We start from the raw sequence: 17,268 nt of genomic DNA on the forward strand, positions 1-17,268 counted from the left end.
CCATGAAGAAACTGGCAGTAACCGATAAAGGTGCCTGCATGGCTTGCCGCAGCTGCGAGCTTGCATGCGCCGGGGCTTTTTATAAAAACGACGATATTACCCTTTCCTGCATCCAAATCGGGGAAAAAGACAGGAAAACCACTGTCTCCTTCTGTGTTCAGTGCGGCAAATGCGCCAAGGCATGCGAGTCAGGGGCCATCACCCAGAATGCCCAAGGCGTCTACCTGATCAACAAGGCCGCCTGTGTGAACTGCGGCAAATGCCTCGATGCCTGCCCCTTCAAAGTGGTGGTAAAGGCGGCGGACAAACCAGCCCCCACCAAGTGCATTGCCTGTGGTATCTGCGTCAAAGCCTGCCCTGCGGAAATTTTGTACATCAAGCAGGACGAGGCCGCGAGCGCCTAGTATTCAAGAAGCCGCTTGCTGATATTCCTGTGCAGTATGCCTGCTGAAGTCAACATGGTTTTATCTAATAATAAAAAAAGCGTCTCCAAAATATTATTTGAAAACGCTTTTATAATATTTTTTACAGATGGTTAAAACTGCCGAATAGCCCGGACATAGTGGCTGTGAACCTTGTAACCGGGGTTATTATATTGGGCGTATAAATCATACGTTTCAGCACCATTGCCGCGTTGAGTACCGTCTCCGAAATTCTGCGTCCATACACCTTTATTATCGCCCTCAGATGAAGACCAGTACCAATCCTCTTTAAAACCTCCGATTCCTGCCTCCTTTAGATACGCATACATCAACGATAACTCGGTCTTACTCGGTAGGTACCAGTCATCATAACCGCCTGATTCCAGCGCATCGCATCGCTGCGCCGCCCTGAAACTTTCCCCGGTAGCCAAAAAACGGTCTATGACGGCCTTAGTGTTCTGTTTACCTGATCCTATCCCGATATCCGTATTCTTTACTTCTCCATTGGAGTCAGCCCACTTAAGGTCTCTCAATTCTGTCGAGGCGGGCGCAGCCTCCAAATACCGCCACCCGTCAGCATTGTTCCCTTTGACATAGAAAATAATGCCGCCCGCCGGACCGGTGTCGCCGATTTTGTAAAGAGGGGGTTCCGGTGCCGCCGGGGCTTGCGTTTTCCCTGCTGCTCCGCTCGCATTCCCGGCGGCCCCGCCTCCTGAAGCAAGCATGGTTTGTATCCGGGTGCTTCTGGCAATATCTGCCGGATACGAAACGGCCACGGTGGCGGTTTCCATATTGATGGCCTTAAGGGTAAGGCTATAGACATCCCCGAGGTCGGTAAAAGTGCCGGTTACAATTGCCCCGGCACCCAAAAGCTGCCCAATAGCCTTTGCCGATTCGTCACTTACCTCCCCCGAGAGTTGGAACCCCTGTTCCTCGCGTATCCTATCCAAGTTGGCGCGGTCAACTACGATCAGTTTTTTGCCGTCAACCAAGGCTGCTTCCAGTCTGCTGATAACGTATTCGGAAAGCTGGGGCGAGGTCGAAGCGAAGCTGACCAGAGCGACCTTTGTCCCTGCCGGTAGGTTATTCTGCATTTTTACGGCAGCTTCCTGAATAGCCGCATCAAGGAATTTTCCTTCCCCAGAGGCTACCGCCTTGGGGCTAGATCCACAACCAATCAACATAAAGACCAAAAAAGGTAAAGAAACCATTTTCTTTAGTATATTCATATAAACTCCTTTTAATTAAAAAGTATTATTCCATTTTATATAAAAATATACAATGTGTCTCCATTATTAAAAAATGCAGAACTTCAGGCACCACGGATGGCGCTTGCGGCGGGGTTGGTTGATTCCTGTAGATCATTCTCTTTTTGGCTGAAATATTGAATATTCTCGACTACGCTTAACTGCGCATTTTTCTTAAAAGTGCGCAGTTAAGCGTAGTTCTTATTTTAGGCGATTAATGCACTGTAGAAACGAGGGTTGCAACTAAAGTTCCAATAATTCCTTTCAAATTTAATATCATTTTCTTTTAATAAATTTTGCCTACTGTTATTTTATAGTCGCAGCGGCATATACCGCTAAATCACCGCTTCTTTTTTCCTCTGCCAATATCTTTGATTTTCTCGATCTCGTCCCGTATGGCGGCGGCTTGTTCAAACTCAAGGTTCTTCGCGTGTTCCAGCATTTCATTCTCCAGGGCAGCAATGAGTTTTTTCCGCTGTTCAGGCACCAGCACATTGTAGGATTTTTTAAGCACCTCGATGCTCGTTGCAGCGGCGTCTTTTTCTTCCTCGACGTGGCGTTCGAGTATATTGGCAATGGCCTTCTTTATCGTGGTCGGGGTAATGCCGTGTTCCTTGTTGTATGCAAGTTGTATGGCGCGCCTGCGGTCGGTTTCCGCAATGGCCTTTTCCATGGCGTCGCTCATTCTGTCCGCATACATGACAACTTTGCCCGCAGCGTTTCTGGCGGCGCGGCCTATAATCTGGACCAAGCTGGTCAAGGATCTGAGGAAGCCGATTTTATCGGCGTCGAGGATCGCAATGAACGAAACTTCCGGCAGGTCGATGCCTTCGCGCAGCAAGTTGATACCTACAAGAATATCGAAGTCTCCGGTGCGGAGCTGGGTCAGAATTTCCACCCGCTCAATGGTTTCTACTTCGCTGTGGATGTACCTCACCTTGAGTCCCAGGCCGGAAAGATAATCCGTCAGATCCTCGGCCATTTTCTTGGTAAGGGTGAGGATGAGGGAACGTTCCTTTGCCTTGATGCGTTTCTGCACCTCCGCATAAATATCTTCCATTTGGCCTTCGCTGGGCCTGACTTCGATTTCAGGATCGAGAAGACCGGTGGGCCTGATAAGCTGCTGCACCACCCGCTTCGAAAGTTCCACTTCGGTTTTGGAAGGAGTAGCGGACACAAAAACTGTTTTATCCAGACGCTTCTCAAATTCATCGTAACGCAGGGGCCTGTTGTCCAGGGCGCAGGGTAGGCGGAAGCCGTAATCCACGAGGCTCGTCTTGCGCGACCTGTCCCCGGCGTACATGGCTCCGATCTGGGGAAGGGTAACGTGGCTCTCGTCGATAAAGGTAAGATGCTTCTTGGGCAGGTAGTCGATGAGCGTATCAGGCGCAGCTCCGGGTTTACGGCCCGCCAAAGGGGCCGAATAATTTTCTATACCCGGACAATATCCCATCTCCGTGAGCATTTCGATATCGTACTCCACCCTGGTCTTGAGCCGCTCGGCCTCAACTATCTTCCCGGTGGATGTAAAAAATTCGCAGCGATCCGCAAGTTCCTGCTTGATGCCGTCAAGGGCGTTCCGCACCATTTCCGCAGGCATGACAAACTGCTTGGCAGGATAAATCATGGCCCGGTCAAGTTCCTCAAGGGTTTTCCCGGAGATGGGATCGAAACGCCGTATACGCTCCACCTTGTCCCAATCCAAATCAACCCGGTAGGCGTCCTCAAGATAGGCGGGAAAAATCTCCAGCGTATCCCCCCTCCGCCTGAAGCGCCCCCGTTCCAATACCGCGTCGTTCCGCTCGTACTGAATCTCCACAAAGCGCCGTATCAGGGCATCCACGTCGATGGTGTCGCCCACGCCAAAGTTGGCAGTCATGGTCCTGTACACCTCGGGCGTTGCAAGGCCGTAAATGCAGGACACAGTGGCCACAATGATCACGTCCTCCCGCTCCATCAGACTGCGGGTAGCCGAAAGCCGCATGCGCTCAATCTCGTCGTTTATGGACGCATCTTTTTCTATATAAAGATCCCTGGACGCAACATAGGCCTCGGGCTGGTAATAATCATAATAAGAGACAAAATACTCCACCGCGTTATGGGGAAAGAAGCCCTTGAACTCTCTGAAGAGCTGGGCCGCCAAGGTCTTGTTGTGGCTCACAATGAGGGTAGGCATCTGCACTTCCTCGATGATCTTGGCCATGGTAAAGGTCTTGCCTGAGCCCGTAACCCCCTGCAACACCTGAAACTTGTCCCCGCCCTTGATCCCCGAAGCCAGGGTCGCAATGGCTTCCCCCTGGTCTCCGGCGGGTTTAAAGGGCGAAACTACTTCAAATTCACGCATAGGGAGGATTATAAAGGGGAGCGTATTGTTGGTATAGGCCCTGGGTTGCGGCATCCCGTTATAGTTCCTGGGGTTATTGCATCAAGGAAATCAGGGGAGTTATTATTGGCATCAATCAGATTGTGATTGATGATGTTTTGGTACAGATGCTTTAATTCTTTAAGGATAAAATGGAGTTGAATAATACAATGGCTTACCCAAAAATTTACCTCGCCATAGACAATTGTTTTGCCTATAAGCGTTGGACCCGGCCGGAAGAATGGTGCGATGCAATCGCCGCATTGGGGATTGGTTATATTGAGGCCAGTTCCGACAATGAGCTGGACCCGCTCTACATGGGGCGCGAGTATCTTGCCGATTGGGTAGAGGCAGTGCGCAAGGCCCAGGATGCCTCGGGGGTCAGGGTGGCAAATCTGTATTCAGGCCATGGTACCTATACGACCCTTGGCCTGACTCACACAGACCCCAGGGTACGCAGGCGAATGATCGATAAATGGTTCAAACCTCTGATGGAAGCCGCAGGCCATTTGGGCTGCGGGCTTGGGTTTTTTGCCCATGCCTTTCCACACCGCGTCCTTCAGGATGCCGTTTTATATCGTGAAGCAATTGGTGTTCTGGAACAGGGGCTTGTTGAATTGAATCAATATAAAGTCTCCTGCGGCTGTGGCGATATGGGGATAGAGCAAATGTATTCTCCACACCAATACCCATGGACTATTGCCCAGACCCGGGATCTGATCCGCACTGTAACAGAGAAAAGCCGCTCCCCTTTCTATTTTACCGAGGATGTCGGCCATCACCAGGCAAAATTTCAGAGTCCCGATATGCAGCAGCTGCAAGAGGCAAACGGCAAGCCTGGGCGGGATGCCTGGCTTGGCAGCGACCGTGCTTTTGCCCTGGCAGAGAAGGGTGATCTGGCTGGTTTGCAGGAAGAGATCCGGAAAACCCCCCATCTGTTCGCAGAGAAAAAAGATGGCGACTGCTATAGTTGGCTTTCGGAACTGGGGGCGTACAGCCCTATCATTCATCTTCAACAGACCGATGGAAAGACATCGGCCCATCTGCCCTTTACCACCGAGCGCAATGCCTGGGGGATTATTGACGGGGGGAAGATCCTCCGTTCTTTGAAGGCCGCCTATGACAGGCCGGAAGAAGCTGGAATGCCCAGGCGGTGCGAAAAGATCTACCTGACCCTGGAACTCTTTGCAGGCACTGCGGCAATTATGCATGGCTTTATGGCAGAGGCCAGGGAATCTGTGGCATGGTGGCGGCAGTGGATCCCCAGGGATGGCATGGTCCTTGATGAGCTTGTATCGGGGTAGACTTCTGGAGCTGTATCCGTAGGCGATATTTCTGCCCTTCCTTACTGGAAATTTCCGCCTCTATGTGATATATATTCTATTATATGAGAGCCATCGGGTTCTTTAAATTTAAACGATTGATTTTAAGGAGTTTTCAATGAAAAAGGGATTTATTGCGTTTTTGGCGCTGGTTTTGGCGTTTTCAGCTTTTGGGTGTAAATCAAGCCCCGAAGGGGTGAGCGACCCCTCCATGCCGCCCTGGATCAACGAGCAGCCCCCGGAGGATATGCTTTGGGGTATAGGCGTGGCTGACAGCGCCCAGGTTCAGATGAGGATGACCATGGCCGATTCCAGGGCAAGGCAGGACATTGCCCGCCAGATTCAGACTCTGGCCCAGGGCATGGTAACCGATTATGCCCGTGAAGCAGGGGGCATTGACAATACCGCTGCCCTCCAGTTCGCGGAGTCAGTGAGCCGCCAGGTTGCCCAGGCTAATCTTCAGGGCGCTGTGCGGGACGTAATGTGGAATACCCCGGATAACAAGACCCTTTGGGTGCGCATCAAGATGAGCAAGTCCGACGCGGCAAAGACCGCTGCAGACCAGGCTAGCAAAGCCATTGAAAGCGAAGCAGCCCGTTACGCCGAGTTCAAGGCGATGGATGCCCTCAAAATGATGGACTCTGCGTTGGATAAGTACTCTTCCTCTCCCCAGCCGGTAATGAAGTAAATTGCCCGTTCCAAGGCCCTGCTTCCGTACGGCAGGGCTTTTGCTTTTTGTCTCTTTTCTCTTTTGGGGGTGCAAGACCTCTGCCCCCGGTGTTGAAAATTTTTCTTCCCGGCAAGCTCTTCAAAGAGAGCATTTTTATACTCCCCCGCAAAAAGGCAAGCTGGTCTTTTTAGGCGTTGCAGGGATACGCAGTAAACTGGAAGATTCCATACAGCTGGCGCTGGAAGACGCCGCCCGTAAAGTGGCAATTTTTGAAAGGGTGGAAGGAGAGTTCGCTACCTTTACCAGAATGGGCGGCCGCTTCCTCGATTACCGTTCGGAGACAAATTCCTCGCTCATATATGATACCGGTTTCAGGCGTTATATTGAGAGGCTGGAGTTTGACAGGGAAAAAGATGTTTTCACGAGTGAAAACGCTGTTTTTGTCAGGGTCGTCTCCCCCGGGAATCCCGGCGAAGCTCTCCGCATGAATCCGGAACAGGATTACCATCCTTCATATTCGGGCTCCGCTGCCCGGCCGTCCTGGATCGATGATCCTCCCCAGACTATTTCCGGCTATGCTGTAGGCATTGGCTATGCAGGCCGCAGGAACGCCCACCGGGACACGGTTATTTCTTCCTATGAGAATGCCATCTTCTCCATAGTCAGAGACACTGCCAGCGTTTCATGGGGCCGCACTATAGGCTACCGGGGCGGGGGCCTCCTGGACTATGCTGCCATCACCAGGAGCGGCATCAATGCCAGGGCTGTGCTTAATGGCTTTTATGTGCTCGATATCTGGACAGATCCCTCAAACAAGGCTGTATGGACCCTCGCAGTCGCCGCTTATGCAAGCCAATGATCAGCCTCTTTTTTATTGATTATTTCGAAGCAATGTGATATATATTGTATATTATGAAGAAATATATTCTTTCGGCATTGATTTTCGCGGTACTTCTTTTTGCGGCTTGTTCTTCTATCCCAAAAGTTACCAGGGTGGAAGCGGCCAGTGTCATCGATTTATCGGGCAGGTGGAACGATACCGATGTGCGTATGGTCAGTACCGACCTCATTAATGAATGCCTCAATTCGCCCAGGGTCGCCCAGTATATACAGGAGTATATCTCCCAAAACAACGGGCGTCTGCCTGCCTGTCTCGTGGGCAGTTTTAAGAATGATTCAAGCGAACATATTGATACCTCCATTATCTCCAAGAATATGGAAATAGCTATCGTGAATTCAGGGAGGCTTGATTTTGTCGCAGGCGGCGATACCCGGGAAGAAATCAGGGCCGAGCGCCAGGATCAGCAGGCCAATTCCAGCGAGGAAACCGCTTCGGCCCTGGCATACGAAACCGGGGCTAGCCTTATGCTCACAGGTTCTGTAAAAGCCATTATAGACAAAGCGGGGAACAAAACGGTGCGTTCCTATTTCGTCAGCGCTGAGCTTACCAACATCACCACCAACAGGCGGCTCTGGATGGGGGAGAACAGCGAGATCAAGAAGGAAATCAAACAGTCCAATTACCGGCCCTAAAACGGGATCCGGAGCAAAGGATGAAATTTGTGCGGCCTTTGTTGCCGGCGGTATTTTTTTTCTTTTTTCTTTCCTGCGCCGGCAATCCTGATGCATACCGGGAGATTGATGCCGGGGTTCGTTCAGGTTCCTACACCAGCGCCCTGGCCTCCATGGAGGCAAAAAGCGCCAGCAAAAATATCTATACAAAAAAAAATCAAATACTCTTTTATCTCGACCGGGGCATGATCGAACACTATGCAGGGTTCTGGGAAGAATCATCCCAGGATCTTGAAGAAGGCGAGCGGCGCATCGAGGAGGCTTTTACCAAAAGCCTGAGCCAGGCAATTTCAACCTACATTGTAAATGACAATACCCGGGATTATTCAGGCGAGGATTATGAGGATATCTACACCAATGTGTTTAATGCGTTTAATTACTATCAGCGGGACGATCTTGAAGGCGCCTTGGTAGAAATACGCAGGGTGAACCAGAAGCTCCAGGAATTGTCAGATAAATATGAAACCGCCAGGGAAAAAGTGGTCAATTCCAATAGTAACCTTGGGGGCAATGAATATGCCATAGAAGCATCAAGGTTTTCCAATTCAGCCCTTGCCCGATATCTGGGGGTCCTGTTTTACCGGGGTAATGGCAATGCCGACGATGCCCGCATCGATATGGAGCGCTTAAAGGAAGCATTCGAGACCGCCCCTTCAGTGTACTACAACCCGCTGCCCCGTTCCCTTGACGAAGAGCTTGAAGTGCCCAAGGGGAAGGGCAGGCTCAATGTGGTGAGCTTCACAGGCCTTGCCCCCATAAAAGCGGAAATAAGCACCCCTATACCTTTGCCTCTGCCCTATCCCAACAACTGGGCGCGCCTTGCCCTGCCCCAAATGATTGACCGGCCTTCGGCCATTACCAGGGTGGTGGCTGAACTGGACAGCGGCAAAAGTTTTGAGCTTGATCTCCTTGAAGATATGGGAATGGTTGCGAAGGAAACTTTTAAAGCCCGCTATTCTTTGATCTTACTTAAAACCGTAGCCCGTACTATTATAAAATCAACCACTGTAGCGGCTGTAGGTTTTGCAATAGACGGAGGGAATAAAGATAATGACGGCAGCGGCTGGGGTGCTGTTTTCAGTTTTTTCGGGAGGATCGCAGCCGATGCAAGCGAGCAGGCTGATTTGCGCATCTCCCATTACTTTCCCTGTTATGCCCGGGTGGGAGGCATTAACCTCGATCCGGGTATGTACAACCTGACGATCAATTATTACGGTCAAAGGGGTCTTGTAGGCTCCTACAGGATTGAAAATGTTTATGTTGGAGAAAACAGATTAAATTTAACGGAGTTTGTATGCCTAGAATAATCAATTTTTTTGCTGCCGCCGTATTGGTATTGGCCCTTTCAGGCTGTGCTTCCAGCGCCAAAGCTAAAGCCGATTCTGACGATGCCGCGGCTGCGGCCATGGCAGCATTGAACGCCATGGATACGGGCACGTACACAGATATACCTGGTTCATCCATGCAGCAGGCTGCATCCGCCCCTGCAGCCTCTCAGCCGGCGGCAGGCTCATCAGCCCCTGCGGGGAGTTCTGCCGGGGTTTCTTCGGGAAACAAGCCCGCCTGGGTGGATAATCCCGATTCGGTTTACAGCAAGCAGCGTTATGTAGCTGCTGTGGGCTTTGGCAGCGACAGGCGCCAGGCCGAACGCAGCGCCCTGGCAAACCTTACGGGTGTTTTTGGCCAGGCCATACAATCAGAGATGAAAACCGTGTCCAATTATTCAGAGGCGGTCAAGAATGGCGCAATCCAAATATCGGAAAACACCAACGTGCAGAACGCCATTTCCACTTCCGCCGAAATGGATTCCCTGGTGGGCGCCGAAGTTGCCGAATTCTGGTTTGACAGTAAAAGTACTTATTACGCGGCAGCAGTTATGGAGAAGTCAAAAACCGCTGTGCTTTACGCCGATCTTATCCGCTCAAACGAGAAGGTCATTGACAATCTTACGAACATGACTAATGGCGAAAAAAACACCCTCAACGGTTATTCCCGATATCTCCTTTCCGCAACCATCGCGGACGCCAACAGGGTTTATGCCAATGTGCTTACCTATGTGGGCAATACCTCAGGCATCAAGCCTGGCGAAATGAAGAAAGGCGAGGAATATCGCCTTGCAGCGGCTGATGTCGCACGGAGCATACCCATAGCTGTCAGCATTGCAGGGGACAGATCCGACAGGATAAAGAATGCTTTCTCCCGGGCCTTGAGCAGCCTTGGGTTCAGGAGCGGGGGAACCAATTCCCGTTATGTGCTCAAGGGCAATCTTACCATGACCCCTGCGGAATTCCAGAACCAGCAGAATAAATTTGTCCGCTTCAATGTGGATGCGGATCTTACGGATACTGCTGAGGGGAATGCGGTGCTCCTGCCTTATAACGCCAATGGAAGGGAAGGGCACCTCAATATAGCTGAAGCAGAGGAGCGGGCTTACAGGACGGCAGAAAAAAAGATTGCCGATGAATTTGGGGCTTCTTTGCAGGCGTATCTTTCCACCTTGCTTCCCGGGAGGAAATAAGGTAAATTGAGTTAAGGGAGGGGGACCCTTTGGCGAATAAACAACAGTATATTTATAAAAATCCTAAGCTTCTTCAGATCCTGCCCAAATGGGCGCAGGAATTGGCAGTCAAGTATGGTTCAAAAACTTCCAATCTCTACATTCTCCATGGGAATATCAGGGATTTTCTGCCCCACGAGGCCAATGAGGATGAATTCATCTTTGCCCTGATACAGAAATACATTGCCGAGGTGCTTTTCGGCAACCAGGACATTATCGCCTTTTATGATCGTTCCGAGGGTGTTACGTTCTGTACCGAAGATATGGCGGAAGAATACGACGCTATTTTAAGGGGGCGTTATCCTGATGCGGATCCTTTGGATTTTATTTCTACAGATCCTGAAAAAAGCTTTTTTTATCTTGAAAAATATTTTCTCCAGTGCATACCCAACGATCGCAGAATCAGGTGCCGCATGGTGCTTATCATTGATTATGCCGAGACCATTATTCCCGGGGGCGAGCTTCTCCGTATGGACGACGCGGATCGTTTCTGCCTTGTAACCCTTAACCGCTGGGCCACCAATCCTATTTTTACGGAAGGCGATATTTCCGTTATTCTCCTCACCGAAAACCTGGCGGATATTTCGCCCAGGCTTGTAAATTCCCCATCGACAGTAAAAGTAAACGTGCCGTTCCCGAGCGAAAAAATCCGCGAAAGCTTTCTCCGTTCCAAACAGCAGGAAGGCTTGCTCCTCCTTGAGAAAGGCCAAAGCACCTTCAGTATTGCCGCAGTCACCAGCGGCTTGAACCTCATGAACCTTGAAACTCTGGTGCTCGAAAGCCACGAGGAAGATAAAGCCCTTTCCATGGAATACCTCCGGCTTAAGAAAAAAGAGATGATAGAAAACGAAGCAGGGGGCCTCCTGGAGTTTATGGATACTGTCTATTCCCTTGATGCAGTCTCGGGGCATGAGCATGTAAAAAGGCAGTTCCGCAATGCGGCCAAGGCCATCAAGCACGGCCAGCTCGAAGTGCTCCCCATGGGCTATCTCATCGCAGGGCCCGTGGGCACAGGCAAGAGTTTTATGGTTTCGGCCTTTGCGGGCGAAATAGGAATCCCCATGGTGAAGTTTGGGAATTTCCGTTCCAAATGGCAGGGGGTTACAGAATCCAACCTCGAGAAAGTGCTGAACATACTCAAGTCCATGTCCCCTGTGGCGGTGATGATTGACGAAGCGGACGCTTTCCTGGGCGACCGTGATCAGGAAGGGGATTCGGGTGTCAGCAACCGCGTGTTTGCCCAAATTGCCAGCTTTATGGGGGATACAAGCTACCGGGGCAAGATTATCTGGTTTCTCATCACCTGCCGCCCCGACCTCATCCCCATAGACCTTAAGCGCCAGGGCAGGGCAGAGGATCATTACGCTCTTTTTTATCCCGAATCGAACCAGGAAAAAGTCGATCTTTTTGAAACCTTAAAAAAGAAGCTTAACTTTGGGGTGCATCAATTCCCGATTCTGGAGCTCTTCAAAAAATACAACCACGAAGTTTCAGGTGCGGAAATTGAAGCCATGCTCATCCGGGCAAAGCAGCAGGCTGTAATGGATAACCGCACCATGGTTTCTCGTCAGGACATGGAAGATATCATGGCCGACTTTGTCCCCCCCGCCTATGAACGGGAGATCAGGCTCCAAAACCTCGTGGCCTCCCTGGAGTGCACTTCGAAGAAGATGGTTCCCAAACGCTTCCAGATAGAAAGCACCAAGCTTATAAACGAGATTCGGGAATTAAAGTCCCTTCTGGGAGAACGAGGCTAGGAGTTTGTGGCGCTTTGTGCAGTAGAAAAATTGCTTATTCAGCAATTTTTCTACTGCACAGGCTCCTAGGCTTTCCTTTTGGCTATCCAAACCTCTGCTAGTATTCAGCCCCAATATAGAGCCTCATTTTAAAGAGCCCGGGCCTCACCCTGTATTTTTCCAGGGTGTCGGGGCCGCAGGTGGCAGTCCCCAGGCCGCGCTGGGCAATGTCGATGTTGAGGGTATAATACCCTTTGGCCCCGGCAGTGACATCTTTAAGATCGATAGTGTGAAGGGCTTCCATAAGGTTCTCCTGGGTATAACGGCTGATGCTGAAATTAAGGGGCTTGTCAGGCCGTATAATGACCGCCCTGGGTTTGCCTGGGGAAGCCTTTTTGCTTCCCAGGGCCAAGACCCGTAAACCCGAACGATTGCCGTTTTCCTGGGGCATTACATAGGGTACTTCCAGTTCTTCCGGGGTGCCTGAGTACAGTCCCAGGAAGGCTGCCGCAAGCCTGTCGGGATAGCTCTCGTGCTGCCCGCCGCCGAACCAGGAAATATTGGAATATTCCGCCGGTATCTTTGCGCTTACTCCCACTTTGGCGAGTTCGGGCAGGTCTCCGGCAAGATCAAACGTAAAATCCAGGATGAGGGGATTTCCTGTTTGAGGACCTTTGCCGGGGATAGCCGGCCGGGCTGCGATCTTTGTGTAAGTTCCCAGAAACCTGTCCTTGAATTGCTTGTCAGCGCCGGGACCCGCTATAAGATTCGCAGTATAACGCTTGGCTTCAAAACCATCGAGATACGTATCTTCGATTTTAGCATCAACACTGCGCATGTGGAGAAGATCCAGATCCAGCCAGGGGAACATGGCTTTGCCTCTATAGTAGAATTCTCCGGCAGGATCGCCCCGCAGGGGTATAAAAACCTTAAGCCCGTCATTCTGGGTGGGAACCCTGAAAAGGGAAGGAGTAAAGCTGTCCATAAAGGTTGACAGTTCTTCTGCCGCCTTGCTGCTTGCAGGGACAGGGACATTCTTTTTTATCCCCAGGCTTTCACGTAAAATACGCTGGGCGCTCCCAAGAACATGGCCTGCCTTTACAAAAGGCGCAGCCTTTTTCTGAAGGAAATCCGCATGGATGTATATAGCCCCGTCATAATCCTTAAAATCCACCTTTGCAGGGACAGGCAGGCTTATCTCGGCGCTTTCCCCGGGTGCAAGGGCGGGCAGGGCAAGCTTGCCTTTTGCAAGCACCGCCTCCCCCTTGAGCACTGAGGCTTCCGCCTTGAGGCTCCAGACGAGCTCCACCGCAGCATTAAGGACAGTGAAATCAAGGTGGTTTTCTACAATAAAAGTGTAGGGCTTTGAAGGCACAGGCTTAAGCTTAATGGGACAGAAAACCTGGCGGCATTCTTCCATGGCCGGCTTCGGAGTCTGATCCGGCCAGAGGAGCCCATCGCAGCAAAAATCCATGTCCGAGGGAGTGTCCCCAAAATCGCCGCCGTACTTCCAGTACTTCTGCCCCTTGGGGCCTTCGGCAGCAAAGCCGTGATCAATCCATTCCCAGATAAAGCCCCCCTGGAGTCCGTGGTGGGTTTCTATGGCTTCCCAATAATCAGCCAGGTTTCCGTTGGAATTCCCCATGGCATGGGAATATTCGATCATGATGAGGGGCCTGTGATCCTCACGGTATTTTGTGAAGTCCGTAATAAGATCTATCTGGGGATACATAGGGCCTATGATATCCGTAAGCTCTTTGCTGCGGTTAAGGGAATCGAGGGTGAACCCGCCCTGTCCTTTTTCGGGCCTTATGGCCCCCTCGTAATTCACCGGCCGGGAAGGATCGTAGCGATGCACCCAGGCGCTGATCATGGAATGGTTGCCGCCATCTCCGGACTCATTTCCCAAAGACCAAATAATAATGGAAGGATGGTTTTTGTCGCGCTTTACCATGCGCTGGGTCCTGATAGCGTAGGCATTGGCCCAGGCAATATCCCAGCATATCTGATCATAAAACGCGTGGTTTTCGATATCGGCTTCGTCCACAAGATAGATGCCGTAACGGTCGCAGAGATCGTACCATCTTTCATCATTGGGATAGTGGCTGGTACGCACAGCGTTGAAGTTATGGGTCTTGAGAAGTTCAATATCCCTGAGCATCTTTTTTGTATCCTGGGTTTTCCCGGTATACTCATCGTGCTCGTGGCGGTTTGCGCCTTTGATCAGCACCGCTCTGTTATTGATGAGGAGTTCCCGTTTTGACACTAATACTGTGCGGAAGGCTGTGCAGAATGCGGCGCTCTCAATGTGCTTGCTATTCTGCGAAAGGCTCACCGTGAGGAGATAAAGATTCGGCCCTTCATGCGACCAGGGCAGGGGATTGGGTACAGCCAATTCAGCTTCCACCCTGTTGGAATTGATTCGGTAATTGCATTCAAGCTTGAGTTCCCCCGAAACCAGGGCTTTCTGTTTTTTTCCGAGCCCTGCCGCATATTCCAAAGCCTCAGTCCTGCTTGCAGGAAGGCTAAAGGGATAGAGGGCATACGAAATCGTAAAAGCCTCCGCGTCGGCCTTGGCCTTTTCAGCCTTATCAATAACCGCCACATTCCCGCTTATCCTGCCTGTGGGGAGATTCCCTCCCAGGGTTACTTTTAGATTGAATTTCCCTTTCTTTTTTCCGCCTTCCTCAACGATCCTTCCGGGAATGGCTTCTATATCCTGAATAAAACAGGGCGCGGTAGAGTAAAGATACACGCTCCGGTGTATGCCCCCCAGCCACCATTCGTCCTGATCCTCCACATAGCTTGCGTCGGAATAGCGCACTACTTTAAGGCAGATGGTATTTTTCCCCGTACTGGAAAGGAAAGCCGTAATATCAAATTCCTGGGGCAGCCGCGTATCCTTGCCGGCCCCGGCAAAAGTGCCGTTCACATAAACCAGAAGGACGCTTTCTGCCGATCCGATGTGCAGCACTGTCCTCCTGTTCTTCCAGGCAGCAGGGATAGTGATAGTGCGGCGGTAAAGCCCTGTAGGGTTCTTCTCGGGCGCATTGGGAGGCAGGCAATTAAAGGGCATCTGCACATTCGTATAGTGGGGCTTGTCATAGCCCTGGCGCGTCCAGGTGCCAGGCACCTTTATTTCGGGCCAGGCAGCTTTATAGGAAGGATCTGTCCAGTCGGGCGCATGAAGCCCAAAGGCAATGCCTGTGCATCCAACCCCATCCTTTTCGTCATCATAGGGATTATCCAGGAGCTTGAAGCTCCACTGCCCGTCAAGCCCAAAGTACCAGGGGTTCTCCCCGGGCTTTTCAAATTCCGGGCCTGCGATGCATTCCGCCAGAGCGTCCTTGGCGGAGCCGAAAGGAAGAAGAGGGCTGCGTATGGGCAGCCTGTTGATTTCCTGGATTTCAGGGTTTTCCCAAATCGGGGGGATGAATTTGTTTGCCATATATTGATTTTAAACCAGAGAGCATGATTGTCAAGTGCAATCCCGCCATCGGCATACGGAGAAAGCGCCGGCTACTTGTTCAGCTCCGCAATCTCGTTTTGTATGAGCCTGCTCAATTCTTCGACAACCTTGCCCGCTTCCACGAGGCGGTTCTCTTTTTCGCTCCGCCGCTTCACTTCGACCTTGGGATTATCCCCGGCGAGGTTTTTGTCGCCCACAACGAGCCTAAAGGGAATGCCCGTAAGGTCGGCGTCTTTGAACTTGACGCCGGGCCTTTCGTCCCTGTCGTCGAGGAGCACTTCAAGCCCGGATTTTTCGAGATCGCCGGCAATGCGGTCGGCAAATTCTTTTACCGCCCCATCGTACTTGATAGGCACAATAATGACCTGGTAAGGCGCAACCGTAACAGGCCAGATGATTCCGTCGTCGTCGTGGTGTTCTTCGATGACGCTCGCAAGGGTACGGTCCAAGCCAATGCCGTAACAGCCCATGGTTGGGATGGCGCTTTTGCCGTCCACGTCCAGGTACGAAACATTCATGGACTTGGTGTATTTGTATCCCAGTTTGAAGATGTGGCCCAGCTCGTTGCCCTTCTTTTCGTAGAGTTCGCCTCCGCAGAGGGGGCAGCGGTCGCCGGCTTTGACAGTCCGCACATCCGCAATGAGCCAGGCTTCGAAATCCCTGCCGTAAGCAGCGTGCTTGTAATGGAGATCCTTTGCCAAAGCTCCGGTAACCGCATCGCTCAGGGCAGTAACCGTGTGGTCCACGATCACAGGAAGGCTCGCAAGCCCCACAGGCCCTGCAAAGCCCACAGGACAGCCGGTGAGCCGCACCACATCGGTGTCCGCCGCGAGCATCACCTCCGAAGCCTTGAGCTGGGCAGCCAGCTTTACCTCGTTCACATCCAGGTCGCCCCTGATGGCCACCGCAAAGAACGCTTCTGGGTAGAGTTCCGGCGCCTCGGGCGCAAGCTTCACCCTGTTCAGTTTGGAGCAGCCCGGCGCCTCCCTTAGATCGAGCTCCACATTCACGGCCTTATATATGAGGGTTTTGATAAACGTCTTTGCGTTGGTTTTGAGGAAGCCGCAAAGCTCCTCGATGGTCTTCACTTCGGGTGTATCGATTTTTTCGAGGGGAGGCGTCGAGGAAGCCGCAGCCCTGGCAAGCTCCACGGATGGGCGGGGGTTAAAGTCAGGCTTGCAGGCAGCCTTTTCCACATTGGCGGCATACTCGCAGGACTTGCAGAGCAGCAGGGTGTTGTCGCCCACTTCGCTTTCTACCATAAATTCTTCCGACCCCGAGCCGCCCATAGCCCCCGAATCAGCCTTTACCGGAATAACCGTAAGGCCACATCGCTTAAAGATGCGCCTGTAAGCCCTGCCCATAGCCTGGTAATGTTCGTCGAGGCTCTCATCGTTGGTGTGGAAAGAGTACGCGTCCTTCATCACGAATTCGCGGCCCCGCATGACCCCGTAACGGGGGCGGACCTCATCGCGGTATTTGGTGTTTATCTGGTAGAGCGAAAGGGGAAGCTGGCGGTAACTGTTAAGCTCGTCCCGCACTATGCTGGTAAAAGCCTCCTCCGCAGTTGGGGAAACCACAAAGTCGTTATCCAGGCGGTTCTTCACCCTGAGCATGCCGTCCCCAAAGGTTTCCCACCGGCCCGATTCCTTCCAAAGCTCCCCAGGTACCACCACTGTGGGCTTTATTTCGAGGGAGCCGATGGCGTCCATCTCCTCCCTAATGATCCGCTCAACCTTCCTGAAGGATTTAAGGCCCAGAGGCAGATAGGCAAAAAGGCCGTTGGCGAGCTTCCGGATCATGCCGGAACGGAACATAAGGCGGTGGCTGACTATCACCGCGTCGGCGGGCACTTCCCGCAGAGTGGGGATAAATGTTTGGGAAACTTTCATAACCGCATTCTAGCGGAAA

Annotated in this window: 12 protein-coding genes; 8 read left to right on the plus strand and 4 right to left on the minus strand. The window is 51.7% G+C overall.

All coding sequences use genetic code 11. The features are described 5' to 3' along the window. The first annotated feature begins 2 nt into the window (after positions 1-2). Positions 3-404: a 4Fe-4S binding protein gene (locus TREAZ_RS05045; protein WP_015710735.1), complete on the plus strand. Its 402-nt coding sequence runs from the start codon at positions 3-5 to the stop codon at positions 402-404. 131 nt (positions 405-535) lie between these two features. On the opposite strand, the gene TREAZ_RS05050 is transcribed toward TREAZ_RS05045, so the two are convergent. Beyond that, a complete protein-coding gene (locus TREAZ_RS05050) occupies positions 536-1,651 on the minus strand; it encodes a CsgG/HfaB family protein (RefSeq protein WP_015710736.1) in 1,116 nt (371 codons plus the stop codon). A gap of 358 nt (positions 1,652-2,009) precedes the next feature. After that, positions 2,010-4,013 (minus strand): excinuclease ABC subunit UvrB, encoded by a 2,004-nt coding sequence (uvrB, locus tag TREAZ_RS05055; RefSeq protein WP_043923309.1) that lies wholly within the window; start codon positions 4,011-4,013, stop codon positions 2,010-2,012. A gap of 188 nt (positions 4,014-4,201) precedes the next feature. On the opposite strand from uvrB, the gene TREAZ_RS05060 reads away from it, so the two are divergent. The 7 genes from TREAZ_RS05060 (at position 4,202) to TREAZ_RS05090 (ending at position 11,909) form a co-directional block, all read left to right on the plus strand. Further along, entirely contained in the window at positions 4,202-5,335 is a 1,134-nt protein-coding gene (locus TREAZ_RS05060; protein ID WP_015710738.1) for a TIM barrel protein, read from the plus strand. Between the two features lie 136 nt (positions 5,336-5,471). Then, entirely contained in the window at positions 5,472-6,041 is a 570-nt protein-coding gene (locus TREAZ_RS05065; protein WP_015710739.1) for a hypothetical protein, read from the plus strand. A 1-nt stretch (position 6,042) separates the two neighbouring features. Further along, positions 6,043-6,882, plus strand: a complete 840-nt coding sequence (locus tag TREAZ_RS05070; RefSeq protein ID WP_015710740.1) for a hypothetical protein — start codon at positions 6,043-6,045, stop codon at positions 6,880-6,882. Positions 6,883-6,935: 53 nt separating this feature from the next. Beyond that, positions 6,936-7,556: a penicillin-binding protein activator LpoB gene (locus tag TREAZ_RS05075; RefSeq protein ID WP_043922859.1), complete on the plus strand. Its 621-nt coding sequence runs from the start codon at positions 6,936-6,938 to the stop codon at positions 7,554-7,556. A 20-nt stretch (positions 7,557-7,576) separates the two neighbouring features. Further along, positions 7,577-8,902: a COG3014 family protein gene (locus tag TREAZ_RS05080; RefSeq protein WP_015710742.1), complete on the plus strand. Its 1,326-nt coding sequence runs from the start codon at positions 7,577-7,579 to the stop codon at positions 8,900-8,902. Then, positions 8,890-10,113 carry an LPP20 family lipoprotein gene (locus tag TREAZ_RS05085; RefSeq protein WP_015710743.1) on the plus strand — a complete coding sequence of 408 codons (1,224 nt, stop codon included), beginning with the start codon at positions 8,890-8,892 and terminating at the stop codon, positions 10,111-10,113. The genes TREAZ_RS05080 and TREAZ_RS05085 overlap by 13 nt, the downstream gene beginning before the upstream one ends. A gap of 29 nt (positions 10,114-10,142) precedes the next feature. Beyond that, positions 10,143-11,909: an ATP-binding protein gene (locus TREAZ_RS05090; RefSeq protein ID WP_015710744.1), complete on the plus strand. Its 1,767-nt coding sequence runs from the start codon at positions 10,143-10,145 to the stop codon at positions 11,907-11,909. A 97-nt stretch (positions 11,910-12,006) separates the two neighbouring features. Here TREAZ_RS05090 and TREAZ_RS05095 read toward each other — a convergent pair whose 3' ends face one another. Beyond that, positions 12,007-15,336: a glycoside hydrolase family 2 TIM barrel-domain containing protein gene (locus TREAZ_RS05095; protein ID WP_015710745.1), complete on the minus strand. Its 3,330-nt coding sequence runs from the start codon at positions 15,334-15,336 to the stop codon at positions 12,007-12,009. Positions 15,337-15,407: 71 nt separating this feature from the next. Further along, complete coding sequence (locus tag TREAZ_RS05100) at positions 15,408-17,249, minus strand: proline--tRNA ligase (RefSeq protein ID WP_015710746.1); 1,842 nt, start codon at positions 17,247-17,249, stop codon at positions 15,408-15,410. Positions 17,250-17,268 lie beyond the last annotated feature (19 nt).

This window comes from Leadbettera azotonutricia ZAS-9 (assembly GCF_000214355.1).
GTDB lineage: Bacteria > Spirochaetota > Spirochaetia > Treponematales > Breznakiellaceae > Leadbettera > Leadbettera azotonutricia.